The sequence below is a fragment of the Paenibacillus sp. SJS-P3 genome (assembly GCF_056711585.1).
Map to the genome: position 1 here is coordinate 1154933 of NZ_CM160043.1, position 21844 is coordinate 1176776.

The 21844-nt window shown below is 58.1% G+C and carries 19 protein-coding genes; 18 read left to right on the forward strand and 1 reads right to left on the reverse strand.

The annotated features are described in order from the left end of the window. Positions 1–119: 119 nt before the first annotated feature. The 17 genes from AC06G8_RS05220 to AC06G8_RS05300 all read left to right on the forward strand — a co-directional run bounded on the left by AC06G8_RS05220 (position 120) and on the right by AC06G8_RS05300 (position 19904). Positions 120–1304 (forward strand): hypothetical protein, encoded by a 1185-nt coding sequence (locus AC06G8_RS05220; protein WP_447662650.1) that lies wholly within the window; start codon positions 120–122, stop codon positions 1302–1304. A gap of 15 nt (positions 1305–1319) precedes the next feature. Beyond that, entirely contained in the window at positions 1320–1949 is a 630-nt protein-coding gene (locus AC06G8_RS05225) for a hypothetical protein (RefSeq protein ID WP_447662651.1), read from the forward strand. Positions 1950–1979: 30 nt separating this feature from the next. After that, positions 1980–2729 (forward strand): hypothetical protein, encoded by a 750-nt coding sequence (locus AC06G8_RS05230; protein WP_447662652.1) that lies wholly within the window; start codon positions 1980–1982, stop codon positions 2727–2729. After that, complete coding sequence (locus AC06G8_RS05235; protein WP_447662653.1) at positions 2726–3061, forward strand: hypothetical protein; 336 nt, start codon at positions 2726–2728, stop codon at positions 3059–3061. Before AC06G8_RS05230 ends, AC06G8_RS05235 begins: the two co-directional genes overlap by 4 nt. A gap of 18 nt (positions 3062–3079) precedes the next feature. Then, positions 3080–3904, forward strand: coding sequence for a copper amine oxidase N-terminal domain-containing protein (locus tag AC06G8_RS05240; protein ID WP_480284614.1), 825 nt, complete (start codon positions 3080–3082; stop codon positions 3902–3904). Positions 3905–3922: 18 nt separating this feature from the next. Then, positions 3923–6706, forward strand: a complete 2784-nt coding sequence (locus AC06G8_RS05245) for a hypothetical protein (RefSeq protein ID WP_480284615.1) — start codon at positions 3923–3925, stop codon at positions 6704–6706. A gap of 117 nt (positions 6707–6823) precedes the next feature. Further along, the gene (locus AC06G8_RS05250) at positions 6824–8653 is read left to right on the forward strand and encodes a WXG100 family type VII secretion target (RefSeq protein ID WP_480284616.1); all 1830 of its coding nucleotides are present in this window, start codon (positions 6824–6826) and stop codon (positions 8651–8653) included. A gap of 2 nt (positions 8654–8655) precedes the next feature. Further along, on the forward strand, positions 8656–9123 hold the full coding sequence (locus AC06G8_RS05255; protein WP_447662657.1) for a hypothetical protein: 468 nt from the start codon (positions 8656–8658) through the stop codon (positions 9121–9123). Between the two features lie 557 nt (positions 9124–9680). Continuing rightward, positions 9681–9959, forward strand: coding sequence for an SMI1/KNR4 family protein (locus tag AC06G8_RS05260; RefSeq protein WP_480284617.1), 279 nt, complete (start codon positions 9681–9683; stop codon positions 9957–9959). Between the two features lie 384 nt (positions 9960–10343). After that, on the forward strand, positions 10344–10928 hold the full coding sequence (locus AC06G8_RS05265; RefSeq protein ID WP_447662659.1) for a glycerol-3-phosphate responsive antiterminator: 585 nt from the start codon (positions 10344–10346) through the stop codon (positions 10926–10928). Positions 10929–11126: 198 nt separating this feature from the next. Beyond that, a complete protein-coding gene (glpK, locus tag AC06G8_RS05270; protein WP_480284618.1) occupies positions 11127–12623 on the forward strand; it encodes a glycerol kinase GlpK in 1497 nt (498 codons plus the stop codon). A 151-nt stretch (positions 12624–12774) separates the two neighbouring features. Beyond that, positions 12775–14475, forward strand: coding sequence for a glycerol-3-phosphate dehydrogenase/oxidase (locus tag AC06G8_RS05275; protein ID WP_480284619.1), 1701 nt, complete (start codon positions 12775–12777; stop codon positions 14473–14475). Positions 14476–14842: 367 nt separating this feature from the next. Next, positions 14843–15847: a hypothetical protein gene (locus AC06G8_RS05280; protein WP_480284620.1), complete on the forward strand. Its 1005-nt coding sequence runs from the start codon at positions 14843–14845 to the stop codon at positions 15845–15847. After that, positions 15844–16461 carry a DUF4129 domain-containing protein gene (locus tag AC06G8_RS05285; RefSeq protein ID WP_480284621.1) on the forward strand — a complete coding sequence of 206 codons (618 nt, stop codon included), beginning with the start codon at positions 15844–15846 and terminating at the stop codon, positions 16459–16461. The genes AC06G8_RS05280 and AC06G8_RS05285 overlap by 4 nt, the downstream gene beginning before the upstream one ends. Continuing rightward, positions 16458–17669 (forward strand): DUF4350 domain-containing protein, encoded by a 1212-nt coding sequence (locus AC06G8_RS05290; RefSeq protein ID WP_480284622.1) that lies wholly within the window; start codon positions 16458–16460, stop codon positions 17667–17669. Before AC06G8_RS05285 ends, AC06G8_RS05290 begins: the two co-directional genes overlap by 4 nt. After that, complete coding sequence (locus AC06G8_RS05295) at positions 17666–18583, forward strand: AAA family ATPase (protein ID WP_480284623.1); 918 nt, start codon at positions 17666–17668, stop codon at positions 18581–18583. The genes AC06G8_RS05290 and AC06G8_RS05295 overlap by 4 nt, the downstream gene beginning before the upstream one ends. Further along, positions 18534–19904 carry a DUF58 domain-containing protein gene (locus tag AC06G8_RS05300; protein WP_480284624.1) on the forward strand — a complete coding sequence of 457 codons (1371 nt, stop codon included), beginning with the start codon at positions 18534–18536 and terminating at the stop codon, positions 19902–19904. Before AC06G8_RS05295 ends, AC06G8_RS05300 begins: the two co-directional genes overlap by 50 nt. On the opposite strand, the gene AC06G8_RS05305 is transcribed toward AC06G8_RS05300, so the two are convergent. After that, positions 19864–20838 carry a stage II sporulation protein M gene (locus AC06G8_RS05305; RefSeq protein ID WP_480284625.1) on the reverse strand — a complete coding sequence of 325 codons (975 nt, stop codon included), beginning with the start codon at positions 20836–20838 and terminating at the stop codon, positions 19864–19866. The genes AC06G8_RS05300 and AC06G8_RS05305 overlap by 41 nt on opposite strands. A 76-nt stretch (positions 20839–20914) precedes the next feature. Here AC06G8_RS05305 and AC06G8_RS05310 point away from each other — a divergent pair, with 76 nt between their 5' ends. Beyond that, the gene (locus AC06G8_RS05310; protein ID WP_480284626.1) at positions 20915–21721 is read left to right on the forward strand and encodes an RDD family protein; all 807 of its coding nucleotides are present in this window, start codon (positions 20915–20917) and stop codon (positions 21719–21721) included. Positions 21722–21844 lie beyond the last annotated feature (123 nt).

The window sequence follows — 21844 nt, forward strand, 5'->3', positions numbered from 1 at the left end:
GTGCTGAGGGAGCCCGTCTCCCTCCATCACGCTTTTCCTCCGAAAACGAGCGAACGGCGCCATGACGGCGAATTCGATCGCATATAGATAGGTCAGCTTGTGGAAAGGAGTGCAGGCTTGTGATTCTGAAGGTAAATCCGGACAGCGTATCCAAATTGGCCGCAGGCATGAAAAGCTTGGAGAAGTCGTTCGAGCCGGTCGCGGCAGGCTTGTCCCGGTCCGTCGGCGGCATTGTCGGCAGCACGAAGTCGGCGTATCCCGAATCTTATGTCCAGTCCAGCGCCAGAAGCGCGGAATCGGCGATGGCGGAGATCGGCCGGATGGCCACTTCCATCGGCGACCGGCTGACGGACAAGATGAATACGCTCAGGGAGATCGCGGCCGAATACAAAATGGCGGAGGAGCGGTCGAAGGGGTATGCGGCGTCGAAGGAAACCGTGAAGATGTACAAGAACGCCTGGGGGTTGTTCGACAAGGTCGTCATCGGCGCATACTCCGCCATGCAGGGCTACCATTTTCAGGTCAAAGGCGATTATGTCCATGTATACGGCTCTAAAACTCCGAAAGGGTTCCTGGGCAGGCAATACATCAAATGGCGCAATAAAGAAAATCTGATGGGGACCCGGTACCGCTATGACAACGGCAAAATCGGAAAGTATATGGACCCTAAGACAGCTATAAAAGGCGATTTGTCGAGCAACTACAATATCTTAAAGAAAAGCGCCTGGAAAAACTCCCTTAAAGGCGGAGGCATCCTGGGAGCCGCCTTAACCTTGGGAGGAAGCGTCTACAGCTACGGCTGGGGCGAGAACAGGAACCACGGTCTGGCCAGCACCGAGTTCGCTTCCGATCTCGTCGTGGAGTCGGCGGTCATGGTCGGAACGACCGCGCTGGGCGCCGCCGCGGGTGCGGGAGCAGGCGCTCTGGCCGGCGCAGCCTTCGGCAGCGTCGTTCCTGGACTTGGAACCGCTGTCGGATTTTTCGTCGGATTGGGTGTCGGCGTATTCATGAGCTCCGATACGGGCAAGGCGATCAAGGATTGGACCAAAGACAAGCTCAATAAGGGCATCGAGGGAACCGTCGCAGGGGTGAAGGCAGCCGGAAAAGCCTTGAAGCAAGGCGCGGAGTTCACCGGCAAGGTTGTAGGCGACGCCGCTCATGCCGTCCGCAGCTCGATTGAAACAGGCGTCAAAAAAGCGAAGCAAGCCACAGATGCGATCCTTGAAGAAGGAAGGCGCAAAGCCGCTGATCTGGTCGGGAAGGCAGCCGGCTCGCTCGTCGGCGGACTCAAATCACTCTTTTAGCAAGGAGGCGCATCGATGCCGCGCGAAGCTACGCCTATCCAGGGCTCCAATGCCTTGTACGCTGCTTTTTTCGTACCTCTTGTCGGCGCGGTGCTCATGTCTGTCATTCCAGACTGGTCGGCGCGGACGGCCTCGTTCGCCATTACGGCAGGTTTGCTGAACATGGCGTTTGTCTTGATCATGAGAAGAACCCGGACGCTGGAGAAATCCCGCAAGCGAAAAGTGATTTTCGGCATCTCCCAATTCAATCTGTTTGTCCTTTTCATGCTGGGGATCGTCTGGAGGGTCTGGGACGGGGGGCTGCTGCTTGCAGCGGGACTATTGCTGCTGAACGTCGTTTGCGCTCTTGTCGGGTTGAAATTCCGGAGGTTCATTTTTCAGGAAGCGGCGAATCCTCTGACAAAAACCGGCCGGATCATTTATACGATCGGGCTCGCGGGCGCGGGAGCCGCAGGCATTCTCGGCTATTCGCTGGGAAATATTCTGGGTCAGAGTTTCTCGGGCAAGCTGCCTCTCCTTCTCACCCTCGCCTTTGTTCCCGTTTCCATTTATGTTCTGCTGGTGATTTATTCCGCTTGGAGCAAGGTAGATGATCCCGATTGGGATCCGACGGATGCAAAGGGCAGCTTCGGATCGGGCGCCTAGCATCCATGATGACGACAGGAGCGTGAAAAAATGACGGCTACGCCGGTGACATTGATTCCCATTGATTTGAACAATCCCATGGAAATGGAAGCTTTCTCGAACAAGCTGTTGATCGAATACGAGGACGGGGGCTCCAGCCTGAAGCCGGAGCACAGCCGTGAGCTGGCGCAGCTGATCCAGAACAAGTGGATCGGGCTGCAGGGCTATGCGCATGCCTACGCCCGTGACTGGGTGAACAACGAGGATATGGTGAAGCAGATCGGAGAGGATCTTGAAAAGGCCGAATCCCATGAGGAAGCGACAGAAGCGGTGCTCATTCATTTGCGCCGCTGGGGCAGGCAGGCTGCAGGCGACTTCATCGGCGCCTTCTGCTTCCTGGAAGCCAAGGCCGGGAGCGAGGGGGGAGATGACGCCATCATCGCCGAGATCCGCCGCACCGAACGGGCTTACGCCGGTTATCTGGCTGCCCATGAGCAGGAGCTGATCGTCGATGAATCCGCCAGCGGGCTGAATCCAGGGGATTCCCTCTACATTGCCCAGCCGCTCTTCCAGCATGCCCCGGGGTTCATGGACTGGCTGTTCGGAGCGATCGATATTTCCCTGCTCAACCGCAGGCCTCTGATCAAGGAAGCTCTCATCGCCGACAGCTTCGAGCAGCTGCTGCTGAAGACGCTTCTGGCCTCGGGGGGCGTCGTGGAGGAGGTTTCGCTGTTTGCCGCTTATTGCGCCTATCTGCTGGATCTGCCCCGGTTCTACCGTCTTGGCGAAGAGGCGGCATGATCGGCAAGCTCTTCCGTCGATATGAAGGCTGGAACGACCGCTGGTGGCAAGACTTGAACGATACATACAAGAGGTACAAAAAGGAGCATCGCAAGATGATCCGCAATAACCGGCAGGGAAATGAAGAGATGGTGCAGGCAGGCCATTTCTACCGGTTTTGGCTTGGAGAACGGGAGCTGAAGCCCGGGCAAAGGTTCTGGACCCGCTTCCTTTTCGATTGGCATTTCAGCCGCATGGAGTGGATCGAAGCGCGCATCTCCTTCCCCTTTTTCACCGTCATGACTTTGCTTGTGGCGGCCGTCCTCGGCATCGTGCTGCTGTTCGTCATTTAAACCAAGGAGGAACCCATAATGAAGAAAATCATTTCCTTGCTCGCTGCCGGCATGATCGCGGCAGTTGCCGTTCCCGCCGCCTCTCAAGCTGCTTCTCTGCCGCTGCGCATCGTCGTCAACGGGGAGAGGATCAGCCTGCCGGACGCGCAGCCTTTCGTGGACAGCAGCTCGCGCGCTCAGGTGCCGCTGCGCTTCGTCAGCCAGGCGCTCGGCGCCAAGGTCGACTGGAACAGCGGCGCGAAGCTTGCCTCTGTCTCGGCTGCCGGCATGAACGTAGCCGTGACGGTCGGCAAGAAAGAATACAAGGTCAACGGCGAGAAGAAGCTCATGGATACCGCCGCTCTCGTGAAGAGCAGCCGCACGTTCGTGCCGATCCGCTTCGTGAGCGAGGCTCTGGGCGCATCGGTCAATTGGGACAAGAAGATCAATACGATCTATATTGATACGACGGGAATCGGGACGGCGAAGCCTCCGGCGACGGGCGGAACCGGGGACGAAATCAATGCCAACGGCTTCGTCATCAAAAAGGAATATGAGTCGAAGCTTATGATCGACGTTTCGGAGCCGTCCGAAGTGAAGGAAGACGGAGGGGTCATCGTCCTCATTCTGCCTTTCGGATTGAAGGGTGCGGATTTCGAGAGGCAAATAGTTGAAGCCGAAGCGATCCTGAAGCAGAAAATCGAGGCCAAGACGGTGGATGCCATCATCGCATACGCGAAAAAGAAGACGAAGAGAGACATGGAGCTCGAAACGAAAAAATTCGAGGATGCGACCTACAAGGTGCTGGTCGGCTCCGCCTATTACAGCGACACAGCCATCACGGTCATTTTGAAAAAATACTAGCGGGCATGCGGGTGAAAAATGAAAAGAATCCTATCTATTTCTCTAGTCCTTGCGGCTGTTTCCAGCTTGTTCCCTTCGGCAGTCCCATCCTTCGCAGCAGCCCAGGGCGATCCTCCGGAGCGCGCGCTGACGAGCAGCTCCGATCCATCCGAAGTGCTGGCGGAGATCAACCGGGACATGTTCGATATTTACGGGCTGGAAAGCTATTTCCCGGAAAATACATCCAAGTTCGGACCTTACCGGAAGGATCTGATCCGGAACAAGCTGCAGGAATCGCAAAAGATTGATGGGCATTATGCCTTTGAAGTGGTATACGGGTCCGATCATGGCGACACGCTGATCCACATGAAGACTCCGGTGACGGAATATTCGGGCTATACGCTGGCCGGCTCCTCGGTTCCGACGGAAGGAACCCCTTGGTACGCGGGCTGGAGCGGCCACAAGATTCAGGATATGAAGATGATCGAGGAGCCTTGGCGCAAGGAAAAAGTGACCAACCGCTATTTCATCATGCCGAATCAGTTCAATAAGCGGGGCAATGGCTTCACGGATCGGAACGTTACGCTCGAGGATTCGATTCAGGAAGGGCTGAACAGGCTGTACGCAGGCAAGAAGTACAGCCAATTCATCTACAACCATCAAAATGAAGCGTATAAGGACCGAATCGTGTTCGACAAAGGCGCCAAACCGAGCCTGGGAGGAAAATGGCAGGATTATGTGCATGTATTTCAGCCTCCGACCCGGATCTCATGGGGCTACGGCATGGTCTTCATTGAAAATACGCCTGGTAGAATAACGTTTTTAAGCATCCCGATGGCGCCGTTCGATCTGGTCGGTCCTCCCGAAGCCGACTTGTCGGCCAGCTTCGAGCAGCTGCCATCGGCGGCCGTATCCGGCAGCGAGGTGAGAATCGGCGTCAGGGTGAAGTCGACGTTCAAGAATCAAGCAACGGCGCCCTTCTCCTGGAGTGTGGTCGAGACGGGAACAGACCGCTCGGTCCGAGGCGTCACATACTCGGTCAAAGGAGTGGAGGGACCCGCTCCAACCGGCCGAATCACGCTGAATCCAAATGGAGAATCGGTTCTCTATGCGACGTTCACCATGCCGGAGCGCGACGTCCGCGTCCAGTTTTCCGTCAACCGGGATGGAGATTCGCCGAAAGAAACCTACACGGCAAACAATTCCATCGACTCTCTTCCGAGAGCCGTGAAAAAAATCACGCCGATCGAGGTGGGCTATGACATCCTCTCCCGGCAGCTGGACTTCCCGCTGGCCAACGGAGCGGATATAACGGCTGTTCTCAGTCTCCCGGGCGGTTCCAACTACGCCTGGACCGGCAATGCGACCGGCGCTCTGAGCGTCTCGAACCAGGCGCCGGATCTGTACAGGCAGTTCCGGGACGACAATAATCCACCGGTAAACGAGGCGGGAACGATCATTACGCGCAACCCGCAGATCAAGGCGGTCGTCGATCGCAAGGACTTCGGCGACGACCCTGTCGGCGGCCGTTTCTTCAAGGGCGCCGAGCCGGCGTCGGCGGACCGGATCGGCAGCATTCTCTATTCCGGCGATGTCGTCCGGCCTTGGAAATACGAGTACGACTACTGCGCGGAAGCGGACGAGAACGGCGGCTGCAAGAGAATGGAAACCGAGCGGCAGACAGGGACGGCGTCGGCAAGCTTTGACGACGGCACCGATACGAAGGCTTTCCTCGTCAATATTTACAACGGCTCCAAAACTCTCGTGCAGCATAATTACGACCAAAAAATCGAGGGGAACCAGGACAATACGGCTGAGCCCAAAAAGCTGTACTGGGAAAACGAAGCCTACAAATTCGACGTCGTCCGCTGGATGAAGGATGTCGATGCGGCCGGCAAGCCGATCAAGTGGACGGCCGTCGACGGCCGCTACGAGCGCAGCTTCACCCAGCAGGCGAGCGGGGAGCTGGACTGGGGCGTGAAAACCTCCATGGCCGGCAGCTATAAGACGGCCAGAGAGGCGGCCAAGAACGGAGCGGGCAGCAAATCCAGCTATGACAAGGCCGTATTCGCTACGGACCGCGAGCTGCAGAAGTTCGCCTATCCGATCAAGTCGGGCTACTACTTCAATCCCGCCGGAATCTACACGTTCAAGGTGAAGACGGTGACCTACAAGCCGACCCCGGACGATACGCAGGACCATAAAGACCTGGTCGAGGCGGCAACGGACTCGTTCCGTTACGGAACCGATCTGATGTACATCGACTCCAACAAGCGCGCGGTCAACATCCGGGGCGAGGAGCTCTCCGCGAGCGGGGGAGGCTTCGAGCGCAAAATGGGCGTCCTGTCCGCCAAAAACAACAAGGGCGTGGACGGGAAAGAGCTGCTGACGGTCAGCGGCAGGAAAGAAAGCAGCGACAGCTACAAGAAAACCGTGAGGGAGATCAAGTCCTCTGCAGCCCGAGAACAAGACGGCGATGTCACGGATCCTTACTGGAAGAAAGTCATGGAGGGTTATTCCGAGTCTTCCACGGCGGGCAGCCAGAGCAGCTACCAATACCGCGAGTACGTGAAGAACGAAAAGATGTATGAAATCACGGAAACGACGACGGTGACCATTCAGATCAACAAGGGCAATCTGCCGCTTTATACGCATGCCAATATGACGAACGGCGGCTATGCGATCCGGGCCTGGGTCGAGGATATCGATCTGTCCAAAGAAAAACATGCCTATAACGTCCTTCCGGCCTTGAAGGGAATCAAGGAGCTGGACGTCGTCGGCATTACCGTGCAGGGCTCCATGCTGGATGATTTGAACAACTGAGATGAGGTTGAGGACGCCGGTCGATAAGACGGCGTCTATTTTTGTGAACGTCTATCAGCGGGTTGCGGCAGCACATGGAATGGATCCCATTCATAGTTCTGGAGGTGGGCGGAAGGAATGAGACAGTCGGTTCATCTCGACCAATTGGCCAGCTTGTCGGATGGAATGAAGCGTCTTGCCGTTGCGCTGGATGAGTCGGCCTCAGGAGGAATGGCAGGGCTGGAGCGGATGGCGGACTCCATTCGATCCGAATATGGGGAAGCTTATGTCCAAGGCTCCGTAAGCCGGATGCAGGAGATTCATCGGGAAGCAAGCAGGCTGGCTGCGTATCTGGACGAGAAGACGCAGCGCCAGGCGGCAGAGCTGCGCCGAGCCGCAGAAGACTATGCGGATGCGGAGGAGAGGAATCGGAGGCTGATCCGTTCCTTGGCAGGCCGGAATGTCATGGAGATGCCTGCCATGGAATGGATGAAGATTGGACAGTACAGCGTGAAGGGGATGATGGATGGCTGGGCAAGGACAGAGCTGGCTAGGCTGTCGGCGACAGGTTCCCCTCCCCGAATAGAAGAGGACATTCAACGAAAAGAGCTGCAGGCGAAGGTTGAGGCTTACGTCAAAAGTATGCTGCCGCCGACACATTTGCCCGATGGAACGCTGATTACAGCCGCCAATAAAGAAAATGAGCTTACCTTTGCGTATTTTAATGAGCATGTGCTGGAAAAAGATAAAGAGTATATGAACGTTCAAGTCCCGTATACGGCTTATGTCGCCTGGGTGAGAACGATCTATGGGAGAAGCGGTTGGGAGCAGGCGCTGCATTTAAGCGAGGAATTTGTTCTCGGTCTGGGCACGGAAGTCATCACGAGCGTCATCGATATAGGCGAGTTGGCGATCGAGTTGGTGATCGACCCGGCCCAAATGACGAAAGAAGCGATCGATGCGGCCAAACGAACAGCAGCTGGCGCCGCGTATTTCATCCAGAATCCCGAAAAGGTTGTCGAAGTTGCCAACGAGGTCTATGCGGACTTCGAGCAGATGAGCCCGGAGGAGAAGGCGCGGGCGCTTGGAGCGATATCGACGATCCTCATACCTGGAGCAGCAATGACCAAGGTCACCAAAGCAGGCAAGGTAGTCGAAGGAATAACCGAGTTGACGAAAAAAGTAGATGGAGCGATACCAAAGGGATTGGACGGAATCTCATTCGGACCTGTCCCGGTGCCGGCAGGGCCAAGAATTCCAGCGGATTTAAGTCCAGGCAGGAATTTCGGAGCATTGCCTCGAACGCCAGTTCAGGACAACTTTCTGAGGCAGATGGAAATTTCTCGGAGTGAATTGGCTGATCTGGCTGCTGGGAATAAAGGGAACATGGATGTTAAGGGGTCGGATTCTGATCGTTTTTGGAAGGTTGAGGGGACGGGTAAAGATCTACTGTCTTCCATTGGTAAATTTAATGATTCTAAATTAGAGTCTGATTATGAAAAGTATCTTGCACGCAAAACGAAAGAGGGAAAAACTTCACGAGATCGGTTAGAGTGGAAAGAAGCTAGGGACTACTGGCTGAATGATTCACCCATGGCAAGAGGTAATGCGTTTAATAAAAAAGCTGTAAAAGAGGATTGGTATCCAGTTAACGAACTTCATTTGAGTAATGGGAAACGATTGGATTCTTATGACCCGATTAAAGGAGAAATAATATCAAGAAAAGCCACAGATTTAGAAGTAATCGATATATCAACATTTGAAAGTTACTTAAAGGAATTGAAAAATAAGTATCCCTCAGGTACAGTTATTAGATCAAATGCATATCCAGAACTTGACAGGCTTCCACTCACAGGTAAACAAATACTTGAAATACCCGTATCTAATAAAAATTTCAGTCAAATACAAGAGTACATCGAGTTGGCTAAGAGTAAATATGGCATTGAATTACGTTTCAGGGGGGAATAGCAATGTTGCAACTAAAACCAGAAATACGATCAGCATTAACAAATATGGATTTTATAGCTAAGTATAGAAACCTATCAGCAAAATATTCTTTTAATTCAGATGAGAGTTTTGAAGCATACGATAATAATGAAGTTTTAAATCTCTTTGCGGAGTTAGGTCTTAAAGCTAGCTTCGATAAGAAGGAGAAATTTTTTAAGGTTGTAGATGAAATAGACTCATCTAAGTTTCAATTTAATATCTCGCTGAAATATGGGCTTGTAGAGTTCATATGGGCAGTATGGAAAAATAATGAATTACAAACTGGGCTTCCATGGGGAATGTTAAAGCAATTATTAGATGATAAAGATGACGATAAAATTAATAAGCCAGTTTTTCGTAATTACAATGATCTAAAAGAGATATTAGAGGATGCATTTGCAATGTACAATGAATTTAAACGAGAGTTAGAACTAGTATACAGCAGCCAGTGAATAAAAGTTTGCCAAATCATTATATTTAATGAGGGGCTACCCAGTGCCGAATGAGCCCATCATTCAACCAGTAACACACTTAACCTAGGAAATACCCATATAGAGATTTCGACATTTCGTTTGTACGCACAATAATGCTTGACAATTATAACCTAAATAACGCTAAAGCGTTACATAAAACAGGTCGATTATGGTCAGATACTACCATGATTGACCTGTTTTTTGTTATGTTCGCTTTCTTGCGGTTTTTTGAAATTTACTCGCAACTGTAGATTACCCTGTAGCGATAGTGAGGGAGAGGAAGACAGAATCGCACCTTTCAAGATGGATAGCACGACAACTATAGTAAAGGTGAAATGCAAAGAATAGGACTTTGTCCGCAACTTAACTAACCCATTTAAAGTTGATGTTGTAAGATAATATCGAGTTGGTTTTTGGAGAGTGGAACTGCCATTGGAGTATAAAGAATTTATTAAAAAAAATAATGGCTGCATTCCAGAAATTTGTTCGTTCCGTTGCAATGATCATAGCTATGCCATAACTAGATTTTTACATTCTTGCAGAACCGAACCGAAAATGAGTTTGGCATATTTGATATTGACGCTACTAAATCTCAGCTTGACGAGAGATTGATCGATGATGAAGACTTGGTAGGAGCTGCTTTATTGCCGATTGCTATTCTATACGCTGGTGATTTTCTCTGCTTGGATTTCCGTGAATCTAGAAATAGCCCCAAAGTTTGCGTGTGGGATCATGCTGATTCGGGTGAATTCGACCCCGTAAGCTACCATGTGGCGGATAGTTTTGGAGAATTCGTAACCATGTTGACGGAATAGAAGCAACTGAGAACGATTCATTCAGGAAGTGATCAGCTTCGCATCCGAGGGCATGCTGATCAACATCCTCTCCCATCACTCCGCGCCATGAGATCATTCCCGGCTGGAATCAGCTGCTTGCTGCGGAAGGAAGCGCCATGCCCGGCCGGAAGCGACGTCCGCCGCCTTCGCCGAGAAGAGCGAGCGGATCAGAGCCTGGCGGCAAGCGTACGTTGACAACGTTTCCAGCAGGCCGATATAATAAATTCAAGTTAATAGGGCGACGGAGAAAGGGAGGTCCGCATCAAGCGCTGTTTCATTGCAAACGGCAGCTTGACGCGGGCTTTTTCCTTTTTGCTGTCAGGAAGATGAGGGGCTATCAGTCCGATAAGGGAGGAAGACGGCATGGCCTTCAAGGGACAGCTGATCCTGCCGGCTATCCGCAAGCCGAAGGATCTGGAGAAGCTCATGGGCTTCTCCTATGAATACATCGTTCTGCTCGACAGCCACATCAGCCAGCTGAAGCCGATCCTTGATCTGGCGAGGTCCGGCGGCAAGCAGCTGCTCATTCACGCCGATCTTATCGAAGGGCTCAAGAACGACGAGCACGCGGCGGAATTCCTGTGCCAGATCATAAGGCCGGCGGGAATACTCTCCACGAGGGCGAGCGTCATCGCGAAGACCAGGCAGAATGGCCTGCTCGCCATCCAGCGGGTATTTCTGCTCGACTCCGGCGCGCTGAACAAGAGTTATGCGCTGCTGGAGCGCTCGCAGCCCGATTACATCGAGGTGCTGCCGGGAGTCATCCCGGATATGATCGCCGAGGTGAAGGAGAGGACCGGCATTCCTATCTTCGCCGGAGGGCTGATCCGCTCGGTATGGGATGTGGAGAAGGCGACGGCGGCCGGAGCGGCGGCGGTCACGACTTCGCGCGTGGAGCTGTGGAAGCATTTTGACCGGACCGGCGAACCGGCGTCGCCGCTGGAATAGGCGGGCCGCTGAAAAACAAGCGAAAGGCGCGGAATCGTTCTGGGAATACGAGGACAACAGCGATCGGAAGAATGATCCGCGAATGCAGCGACAACTTTTCCAGTGGCCCCTTGGAATAGGCAGGGGATTTTTGCGGCTATATAAGATGAACTAGCGCTGAGGAATACATTTAGTTGCAGAGGAAAAGGAGGAGAAGTGATGAGCGATACCTATATCCTGTCCATCGATCAGGGAACGACCAGCACGCGAGCAGTCGTCGTCGGCCGCGGCGGCGAGTTCGTGACATCGGCTCAGCAGGAGATCACCCAGCATTATCCCAATCCGGGCTGGGTGGAGCATGACGCAAGCGAGATCTGGGTGTCCGTGCTGGGGGTCATGGCAGCGGCGCTCTCCAAGGCGAGCCTGCGCCCTGATCAGATCGAGGCGATCGGCATTACGAACCAGCGGGAGACGGCGGTCGTCTGGGACCGCCATACCGGCAATCCGGTTCATCGCGCCGTCGTCTGGCAATCCAGGCAGACAGCGGACATTTGCGAGGAGCTGCGCCAAGCCGGACATGAGCAGCTGTTCCGCTCCAAGACGGGCCTCCTGATCGATCCGTATTTCTCGGGCACGAAGGTGAAGTGGATTCTGGACCATGTCGACGGAGCGAGGGAGAGGGCGGAGCGCGGCGAGCTGCTGTTCGGAACGATCGACAGCTGGCTCATCTGGAAGCTGACCGGCGGAGCTTCCCATGTGACGGACTACACCAACGCTTCAAGGACGCTTCTCTTCAATATCCACGAAATGAAATGGGATGGGGAGCTGCTGGAAGCTCTAGGCGTTCCCCCTGCGATGCTTCCCGAAGCGAGGCCTTCGTCCGGCGTATTCGGCCATACGGTCCCTCATCACTTTTTCGGCTGCAGGATCCCGATTGCTGGCGTCGCCGGAGACCAGCAGGCCGCGCTGTTCGGCCAGGCCTGCTTCGAGGAGGGAATGGCCAAGAACACGTACGGGACCGGCTGCTTCATGCTGATGCATACCGGCTCCAAGCCCGTGAGATCGTCTCACGGCCTGCTCACGACGGTCGCATGCTGCGCGGAGGGCGAGGAGCCGCAGTATGCGCTGGAGGGCAGCGTCTTTGTCGCCGGATCGGCCGTGCAGTGGCTGCGGGACGGGCTGCGCATGATCAAGTCGGCTGCCGACAGCGAGGCGTATGCCGCGCGGGTGACCTCGACCAAAGGCGTCTATGTCGTGCCGGCCTTTGTCGGGCTCGGGACTCCCTACTGGGACAGCGAGGCTCGCGGGGCGGTGTTCGGTCTGACGAGCGGAGCGGAGAAGGAGCATTTCATCCGCGCCGTGCTGGAGTCGCTGGCCTATCAGTCCAAGGACGTCATCGCCGCCATGGAAGAGGATTCCGGCATGCCGCTCGCCTCGCTGCGGGTGGACGGCGGCGTCGTGAAGAACGATTTTCTCATGCAGTTCCAAAGCGATATTCTGGGCGTGCCGGTAGAGCGTCCGGAAATCAACGAAACGACGGTGCTTGGCGCGGCCTATCTCGCGGGGCTTGCCGTCGGGTACTGGAAGGACCGTTCGGAGGTAGGCGGCAGCTGGCGGATGAACCGCCGCTTCGAGCCCGCGATGCAGCCGGAGGAGAGGGACGGCCTCTACGCAGGGTGGAAAAAAGCTGTCGCGGCAACTCGGGCTTTCCATTAGCACGGTATTCTGGTACGCTTGAAGCAAGTTAATATCGGCCTGTAGATATCGGAGAACGCCGCAAGCGTCCGGCTGCCCTTTTATGGAGCAGCCCGGACGGCTTGCGGCTTTTTATTTGGAGCTTAGAGGGAATGGATTCGAGGAGGCTAATATGGAAATCCGATTTTCAGCGTTGGATAGAGGCTCGCTGCTGAAGGAGCTGTCGGAAGAAACCTGGGATGTGCTCGTCATCGGAGGCGGAATTACAGGCGCGGGCATCGCGCTGGACGCGCAGTCGAGAGGAATGAAGACGGCGCTGATCGAGATGCAGGATTTCGCTGCGGGCACCTCCAGCCGCTCGACCAAGCTGGTCCATGGCGGCCTCCGCTACCTGAAGCAATTCGAGGTGAAGATGGTGGCCGAGGTCGGACGCGAGCGGGCGGTCGTCTACGAGAACGGTCCTCATGTGACGACGCCGGAGTGGATGCTGCTGCCGATCTACAAGGGAGGCACGTTCGGCAAGCTCTCCACCTCCATCGGGCTGGCGGTCTATGACCGGCTGGCGGGCGTCAAGCTGCGCGAGCGGAGGCGGATGCTCGGAGTCGAGGCGGCGTTGGCCAAGGAGCCGCTGCTCAGGAAAGAGGGCCTCAAGGGCGGCGGCTATTATGTCGAGTACCGGACCGACGACGCGCGTCTGACCATCGAGGTGATGAAAAAAGCAGCCGAGCTCGGTGCGAAGGCCGTCAACTACGTGAAGGCGGAAGAGCTGCTCTACGAGAACGGCCGCATCTGCGGCGTCCGCGCGGCGGACGTGATCGGCGGACGGGCTTGCAACATAAAGGCCCGGCATATCGTCAACGCGACCGGCCCGTGGGTGGACGGCATCCGCGAGCTGGACGGGTCCCGGCAGGGCAAGACGCTGCGCCTCACCAAGGGAATCCATCTCGTATTCGACGGCAGCCGTTTTCCGCTGCGCCAGGCCGTCTACTTCGATACGCCGGACGGCCGCATGATGTTCGCCATTCCCCGCGACGGCAAAACGTATGTCGGCACGACCGACACCGATTACGACGGAGATGCGGCCGCGCCGAAGATGACGGAAGCCGACCGGAAGTATGTCGTGGAGGCGGCGGCAGCGATGTTCCCGTCGCTCGGACTGACCGAGGCCGACGTGGAGTCCAGCTGGGCGGGACTGCGGCCGCTCATCTACGAGGAGGGCAAGTCTCCCTCCGAGGTATCGCGCCGCGACGAGGTGTTCCGCTCGGACTCCGGCCTGCTCACGATCGCCGGAGGCAAGCTGACCGGCTACCGGCGGATGGCGGAGACGGTGACGGATATGCTCGCGGCCGAGCTTGGACGCGAGAGCGGGCGGAAGTATCCGAGATGCCGCACGAAGGATATCCCGCTGTCGGGCGGCGATGTCGGAGGCTCATCCGGCTTCCCCGGCTTCCGCAAGCAGTCGGAGGCGATGGGCCGGATGCAGGGCTTGTCCGGATCGGCTGCGGCGCTGATTGCCGGCCGCTACGGCAGCAATGCCGGCACCGTGTACTCGCTGCTGCCGGGAGCCGGCGAGCGCCCGCCGGCCTTGCGGATCGGAGGAGCGGACAAGCTGCCGCCGGAGATCCATGCCGCCCTGCTGTACGCGATCCGGCACGAGATGGCGGCCAAGCCCGCGGACTTCCTGATCCGCCGGACCGGAGCGTTGTTCTTCGACCGGGCGAGCGCGCTGCAGTGGAAGGACGCAGCTGCGGCGGTCATGGCTCGCGAGCTCGGCTATGGCGAAGAGACGATGGAGACGTTCATGGCGGAGCTGGAGACGGAGCTGCGGGACGCAGTCGATGCCAGGCCGGATTCGGCAGGCCGGACGGGATGACGCCGGTCGTTTGAAAGCCGGAAAATGCCGCCGTGGGAGATTGAGCAAGCACATCCCTTCGCGGAGCAGATTCTGGACCGACTTGGACCGGGTGCTTCGCGAGATGCCCAAACTTGTATCACGAAAAGCCGGCTTCGGGCGGAACCGGGGATGAAAGCGCAAGATTGCATAAAACGGCGCCATGGCGCGCCTTCCAATTCCTTGGAAGGCGCGCCTGTTGTTTCACTGCTTTTTTTTCATCGGGGGGAAAAACGGGGTGCCAATTCAGGAAATATATACAATTCGGAGTGTCGGAATGTGTATAATAGAATAGGTTTATAGATCACGGACCATAGATTCATATACATATTTCAAAGGAGTCATTCAAATGTCCCAACAAATTCTCAGGCCGATGGGAATCGGCCGCATCCTTGACCGAAGCTTCCAGCTCTACCGCACGCATTTCGTGACGCTGGCCATCCTTATGCTCGTCATGTACGGGCCGACGCTGCTGCTGGCAAGCGCCTTGATCGGGAATTCGGGAAGCGAATACGGCAGCCTGATCGAGCAGCTCCGATCCGGCAACGGCCTTGAGTCCTATCTCGAAACGACCATGGAGACGGAGAGCTCGGACATGTCCGCCGCGACGGTGCTGTTCGGCATTCTCGGCATCCTCCTCACCGCGCTGCTATCGCCGGTCGTCATCGGCGCGATCGTCCATCTGGTGCGGGCGCAGGTCGACGGGGAGCCGATACCTGGACCGGGCGAGCTGTTGAAGCGCAGCTTCCGCCGCTTCTGGCAGCTGATCGGCAGCTCCCTGCTGTTCGGCTTCATCAGCATGGGCTTGTACTTGCTGCTTGCAGCCGTATTTGCGCTTGTATTCGGCATCCTGGTGGCTGCTGCCCTCAACGGAGGCGGCTCTGGCACTTCGGCAGGATTAATTATCCTCATGATCATCGCGATTCCCGCTCTCGTAATCGGCATCTCCTTTTTCGTGCTCCGCTGGTCCTACTTCCTTCCCTTTGTCGCCCTCGGCGAGGAAGGCGTCGGCATCGGCCGCAGCTGGAGGGTGACCAAGGGCAGCTTTTGGAGGCTGCTGCTCATGTATATCGTGGTCGGCATCATCCTTTACATCCTGACGATTGTCCTGGGGTTGATCACGGGCCTGTTCGGCGGAGGCGTCCTCTCGCAAATCCTGTACGGATTGGTGACCATCGTGATCGGATCCATGTGGATCCTTCCTTATGCCGTCAGCTTCTTCGATCTGCGCGTGCGCCGCGAGGGCTATGGATTGGATTCGCTGCTTGACGGCAATCCGGCCTATCCGGGCATGACACCTCCGCCGCCGCCGGCTTCCTGGAACAACGAAGGGCCGCCGGACAACCGTCCATGAGCGAAAGGGAACAGCTGGAGGACATCCTCTCCGGCAGCGAATACGAGGCCTATCGCAATCAAGGCAGCGGATTTTCCGTTTGGGACTGGCTGCTCGAGAAGATCGGCCGGTTCCTGAGCTGGCTTCTGCCTGATCTTAAGCCCGGCGAAGGCACGCTCAACGTCTTCGCTCTGGTTCTGGTGCTTGCGCTCGCGGGTCTGCTCGCCTGGATCGGCGTCCTGCTCGCGCGGCGCTATGCGGGCGGAGGCAGGCTGCGCTCCAGAGACTATATGGCTTCCGGAGAGGCAAGCCGCTCCTGGGAGCATTACTGGGCGCAGGCGGAGAGGCATGCGGAGCTGGGAGCCTGGAGAGACGGAGTCAGGGCTGTTTTCCTGGCCCTTCTTTTTTATCTGGAGCAAAGAAACCGGCTCCGGGTCGAGCCTTGGAAAACGAACCGCGAATATGCGGAGGAGCTGGCGGAGTCCAATGCCGGAACCGCTGCCGGCTTCCTCCAGGCTGCGATTGCTTTCGAGCGCAGCTGGTATGGCCGCGGTGAAGTGACGGGCGGGCAGCTGGAGGCATTCCGCAGGCAGGCTGAGTCGCTCATGAAGGAAGCGGGTGATCCGGAGCGATGAAAATAAACAAGCGTTATGCGGCGCTGCTGGCTTGCGCAGTCCTGTTCGTCTGCATCGGCCTGTGGATCGCCAAGCCCTCGGTCAAGGACCAGCCGCCATGGCTCAGCTTCTCGGCCGACACGGACGGGCTGAAGGGCTGGCGCGAGCTGGTGGAGTCCAGACAGCCCCGTACGAGCGAATGGAAGCTGCGCTGGGAACGCCTCCCGGAAGGGAGCAACCAGCTGCTCGTCGTCGCAGAGCCGCTCGGCGTGGGGCCGGAGGAATGGCAAGCTCTCAAGAGCTGGATCCATGCCGGCAATCATTTGATTGTTCTCGACAGCAAACCTGACGGCCTGTTCGGATTCGACACGGCCGATATCGAGAAGCCGGACTCTTCGGCTGCAGCCGCGGATACCGGAGGCAGATCCGGCAAGAGCGTCTCGGAGGAGGCGGCAGTGCCCGTGCCGGTCGAGGCTCCGCTGCTCGAAGGCCGGAGCGGACTCGCGGCGCTGGCCTTGAGTCCGGTGCGCATCATGCCGGGCCAAGGAGACGAGGTGCTCGTCTCCGACAAGCAAGGCGTGCTTGCGAGCCGGATGAAGGTGGGCAGCGGCAGCGCGACGCTCGTGCTGGAGCCGGAATGGCTGCAGAACGGCGAGGCTCTGAAGGCTTCTCATCTCGATCTGATGTGGCCGCTATTCGCCGAGGAGAGGACATCGGTTCTGTTCGACGAAACCCATCACGGCTACGGAGTGAGGCCGGGCCTGTTCGCCCTTTACCCGGCTTGGCTGCTGCTGGTCAGCATCCAGCTCGCGGCGGCGCTCGCGCTGTGGCTGTGGCTGAAGGGCAAGCGGTTCGGACCGGTCCACGTTCCGAGAGAATGGACCGTTCGCCGTGGCGATGAGACCATTCGCGCGCTCGCGGTCTGGTACCGCCGCAGCGGCTTGATGGAGGATGCGCTGGGACATGGGCGCCAGCGGCTGAGGCAGCTGCTCGCCCAGCGCTGGGGGCTTGGTCCGGGCATCTCGCCCGCGCAGGCGGCAGCAGCGGCGCGAAGCCGCTGGAGCGCGGAGGATGCGCGGCGGCTGGAGCAGGCGCTGCAGCCGCTGCCGCTGCCGCCCGGAAGAGGCAAGGCGGCAAGGCAGGAATTCATGCGGCGATCAAGAGACAACGCGGAGCTGACAGCTATGCTCGAGAGCGGCAGGCAGCCCGGAAGGGGAGATAGACAATGAACGATATCATCACTTCGCTGGAACGGCGGATTTATGGACAGAAGCGCAACATCCGCCTGCTCGTGACGGCGCTCGTCGCCGGCGGCCACGTGCTGCTGGAGGGGGTGCCCGGCCTCGGCAAGACAAGCCTGGCGCGGGAGCTGGCGGCTGCGTCGGGCTGCGGCTGGAGACGGATCCAGTTCACGCCCGACCTGATGCCGGGAGACATTACCGGCAGCGTCACCTACAATATGCAGGATCAGTCGTTTTCCACCGTCAAGGGACCTGTATTCACGAACGTGCTGCTCGCCGACGAGATCAACCGGTCCGGGCCGAAAACCCAGGCGGCGCTGCTGGAAGCGATGGAAGAGCGCCAGGTGACGATCCAGGGCACGACCTATCCGCTTGCGGAGCCCTTCTTCGTCGTGGCGACCCAGAATCCGGTTGAATATGAAGGAACCTATCCGCTGCCGGAAGCGCAGCTTGACCGCTTTTTGTTCAAGCTGATCCTGGACTATCCAGGCGAGGAAGCGGAGATCGAGATTTTGAAAGGAAACCGGAGTCCCGGAGCCGCCAAGGAGCTTGATGCCCCTGTTGCTGCCGCCGAGGAAATCGTGGCGCTGCAGCGGCAGCTGGGCAGCGTCGCTGTCGAGGACTCCATCTATGCGTATGCGGCGGCGCTGGTCCGGCTGACCCGGACGCTGGAGGGCGTGCAGCTGGGAGCAAGCCCCCGCGCCGGCATCTCCCTGATCCGTGCGGCGTCGGCGTGGGCGCTGCTGGAAGGCCGCGCCTACGTCACTCCCGACGATATCAAGGAGATGGCGCTTCCGGTGCTGAGGCACAGGCTGATGCTGACGCCGCAGGCAGAACTGGAGGGCATGACGAGTGAAAGCATCGTCCGGCAGACGCTGGCCACTGTCCCGGTTCCTCGCTAGGCGGCTGCGGCGGTTCATCCTGCCGACGCGCCGCATGGTCTGGCTGGCCGCGGCGGGCGCGGCTCTGCCGGCTGCAGCGGCTGCTGCGGGCGCATCGCCATGGCCGCCTTTCATCCTATGGTGGGGACTGCTTGCCGCCGCCGGCACCTGCGATCTGCTGCTGCTTCCGCGCCGGGGCGACTGGAGCGTGAAGCGGCAGCTGCCGGAGAGCGCCGAGATCCGCAAGGAATTCGAAGCCGTGCTTGACATTCGCTGCCGCTCCAAGCAGGCCGTGCGGGTAAGGCTGGCGGATGATCTGCCTTCAACCTTCCGCTCGGAGCCTGCAACCCCCGAGGGAAGGATTCAGGGCAACGGACGCCTTCATGCCAGAATGGCGGCATCCGAGCGCGGCCGCTACCGGCTCGAGAGCATCGATCTGCGCTGGAGCGGCGGCCTTGGCCTGTGGGAGCGGCAGACGCAGCTCTCCGAGGAGAGCGAGATCCGGATCGATCCGGATCTGTCCGGCGTGCGGGATGTGCTGAATTCCGCCCAGGACTCGCTGCTCATCGACGGGCAGCGCATATACAAGAGGCAGCGCGGAGGCACGGAGTTCGACTCCATCCGCGAGTACGCCTTCGGGGACGACATCCGCGAGGTGAACTGGAGAGCGACGGCGCGGGCCGGCAAGCTGCTGACCAATCTGTATCGCCCGGAGAAAGGCAAGACGGTCGCGATCCTGCTCGACTGCGGGCGCCAGATGGGCGTCGAGCTGGACGATCAGGTCAAGCTCGACCGCACGCTGGAAGCGGCTCTTGCCGTAGCCGCGGCGGCCTTGAAGCAGGACGATCAGGTCGCCCTCATCGCTTATTCGAGCCGGGTGAAGCTGTATTTGCCTCCGGGACGGGGACTGACCCATCTTCAGGCGATGACGAGGGCGGTCAGCGATCTGCGCAGCGACTACGAGGAGTCGGGCGCAGGCGTCGGACTCGGCTATCTGCTGCACAGGCTGAGGCGCCGCTCGTTCGCCGTGCTGTTCTCCGACATGGACCATTACCGTCATGATCCCGAGCTGCTGCCTTATGCGGCCAGGACGAAGAGGAGCCACCATCTGCTGCTGCTGTCCATCCGCAATCCCGTGCTGCATGAACTCGAAAAAGCCCGCCCGGAGGATGTCCAGGGGGCTTATGTCCAGTCGATCGCGGCCAAGGAGAACGGAGAGCGCCAGCTGCTGTCGCGCAAGCTGGCAGGCAGCGGCATTCCGCTTGTCGACGCGCCGGCAGACAGGCTGGCCGTGACCGCGGTCAATGCCTATCTGGAATCGCGGGAGCGGGGCGCATTTTGACCGTTCCGAGCACGTAATACGCGGCAAGGACGGCCAGCGTGAGCAGCGAGACGGCGTATTTGATCCATAGCGGCATGTAGACCGGCGTGATGTAGCCTTCGATCAGGCCGGCGACGACGAAGAGCGGCACGGAGCCGATCAGCAGCAGCGCGGATTCCTTGGCGGCTTGCAGGAAGACGAGCTTTCGCGGAAGCTCGCCGGGCACGAAGAACCGATACCCCATGTAGAGGCCGGCTCCGCCGGCGATGAAGATGGCCGTCAGCTCGATGATGCCATGCGGCAGAATATAGGCCCAGAACGTGTAGCTGTAGCCTTCCCTCGCGAATACGGCGGCAAGAGCTCCGATCAGGAGGCCGTTGTAGACCATCAGGTAGATGGTGCCGATGCCCAAGGTGATGCCGCTCAGGAAAGCCATGACCGCGACGCGGATGTTGTTGGTCATGATCGTCGTGGACATGATCGGACTGTGCACGTCTCCGCGGTCGCTGTTCGTCTTGGAAGGATCGATCGCATCGGACATGCCGGCCGGAAGGACGGAGTGGACGGCCATCGGATCCTGCCAGACCGACAAGTAGCCGAGCAGTCCTCCGAGCAGGAACAGCAGCGTTGCCGCTCCGATGAACCATCTCCGCTGCCGCACGAGATGGGGAAAGCCCGTCCGGAAGAAGCTGCCGAGCCGGCTGCTTCCTTCTCCGGCTCCATGCATCGTGTTATGGGCGCGGGAGACGAGATCGTTGAGATTCGCGGCGGTTTCGCTGCCGGGAGCGTGAGTCTGCAGGTATGCCAGGTGGGACGATGCCGAGCGGTACAGCTCATGGAAGCGGTCCAGCTGCTCGGCCGGCGCCCGCTTGCCGCGTCTCTCCAGCAGCGTAAGCAGGCCGTCGAGCTCGGACCATTGGCTTTTGTTGCGGCGGATGAAGGCTGTTATTTCCATCAAGGTTCTCCTTAAGTTCCCATATTATTTGTCTATTCTATCATGACATTACTATTAGCAGAAGGCGGTGATCTCCTTGCATGACTTGCCTGAAAAGGGGACGGCCCTTCTGACGCCGGAGCAGGTCCGCCTGCAATACCGCACCGCCGGCATCGGCAGCCGGGCGCTCGCGCATCTGGTCGATGCGCTGCTCATGCTCGCAGCTGCGCTTCTCATTCTGCTCGGGTTCGCCGGGGCCATGTATCTGCTGTCCAAGACGTGGCTGCCGAGCAGCGGCAACGATTATCTGGCCGCCATCATGATCATCCTGATGCTGGTCGTGATCATCGGTTATTTCATCGTGATGGAAGCTTACAGGGGCGGCCAGACGGTCGGCAAAAAAGCGTTCGGCCTGCGGGTCGTGAATTCGCGCGGAGGCTCCGCCTCGCTGCTCGCGGTCATCATCCGCAACCTGTTCCGGCTGATCGACCTGCTGCCGGTCGGCTACTTCGCAGGGGCAGTGGCCATGATGTTCAGCCCGTCCGACAAGCGCATCGGCGACATGGTCGCAGGCACGGTCGTCGTGCTGGAATCCGGCGCCGAGAACAAGAAACGCCGCACCGCCGTCGAGCGCAAGCTGCTCCGCCTGCAGAAGACGACGGCTTTGCCGGTGCTCGCACTTACGGAAGAGCAGCGCAAGCTGGTGACGCCGGAGGATTGGCAGCTGCTCCAGGGCTGGGCCGAAAGGCTGGCGCCTTCTCCGGAGCGGAGAATGATGGAGATGGAATACCGGATCTTCATCCACTTCACGGAGCGTCTGGGACATCTGCGCACGCTGTACGCCGCTCCGGCATCGTATCTGGCTGCCTTGTACATGGATCTGCGCGGGGATTGGGAGTTTTAGAGGGACGGGCAGAAGTACCGGCAATCGATCAGGCTCGCCGCGACAGGCATATGCGGCGGGCTCATCGACGGAGCGGGCAATCTTCGCCTCAGCGTCCTGCTCATTCACTTTGCAAGCACCCTG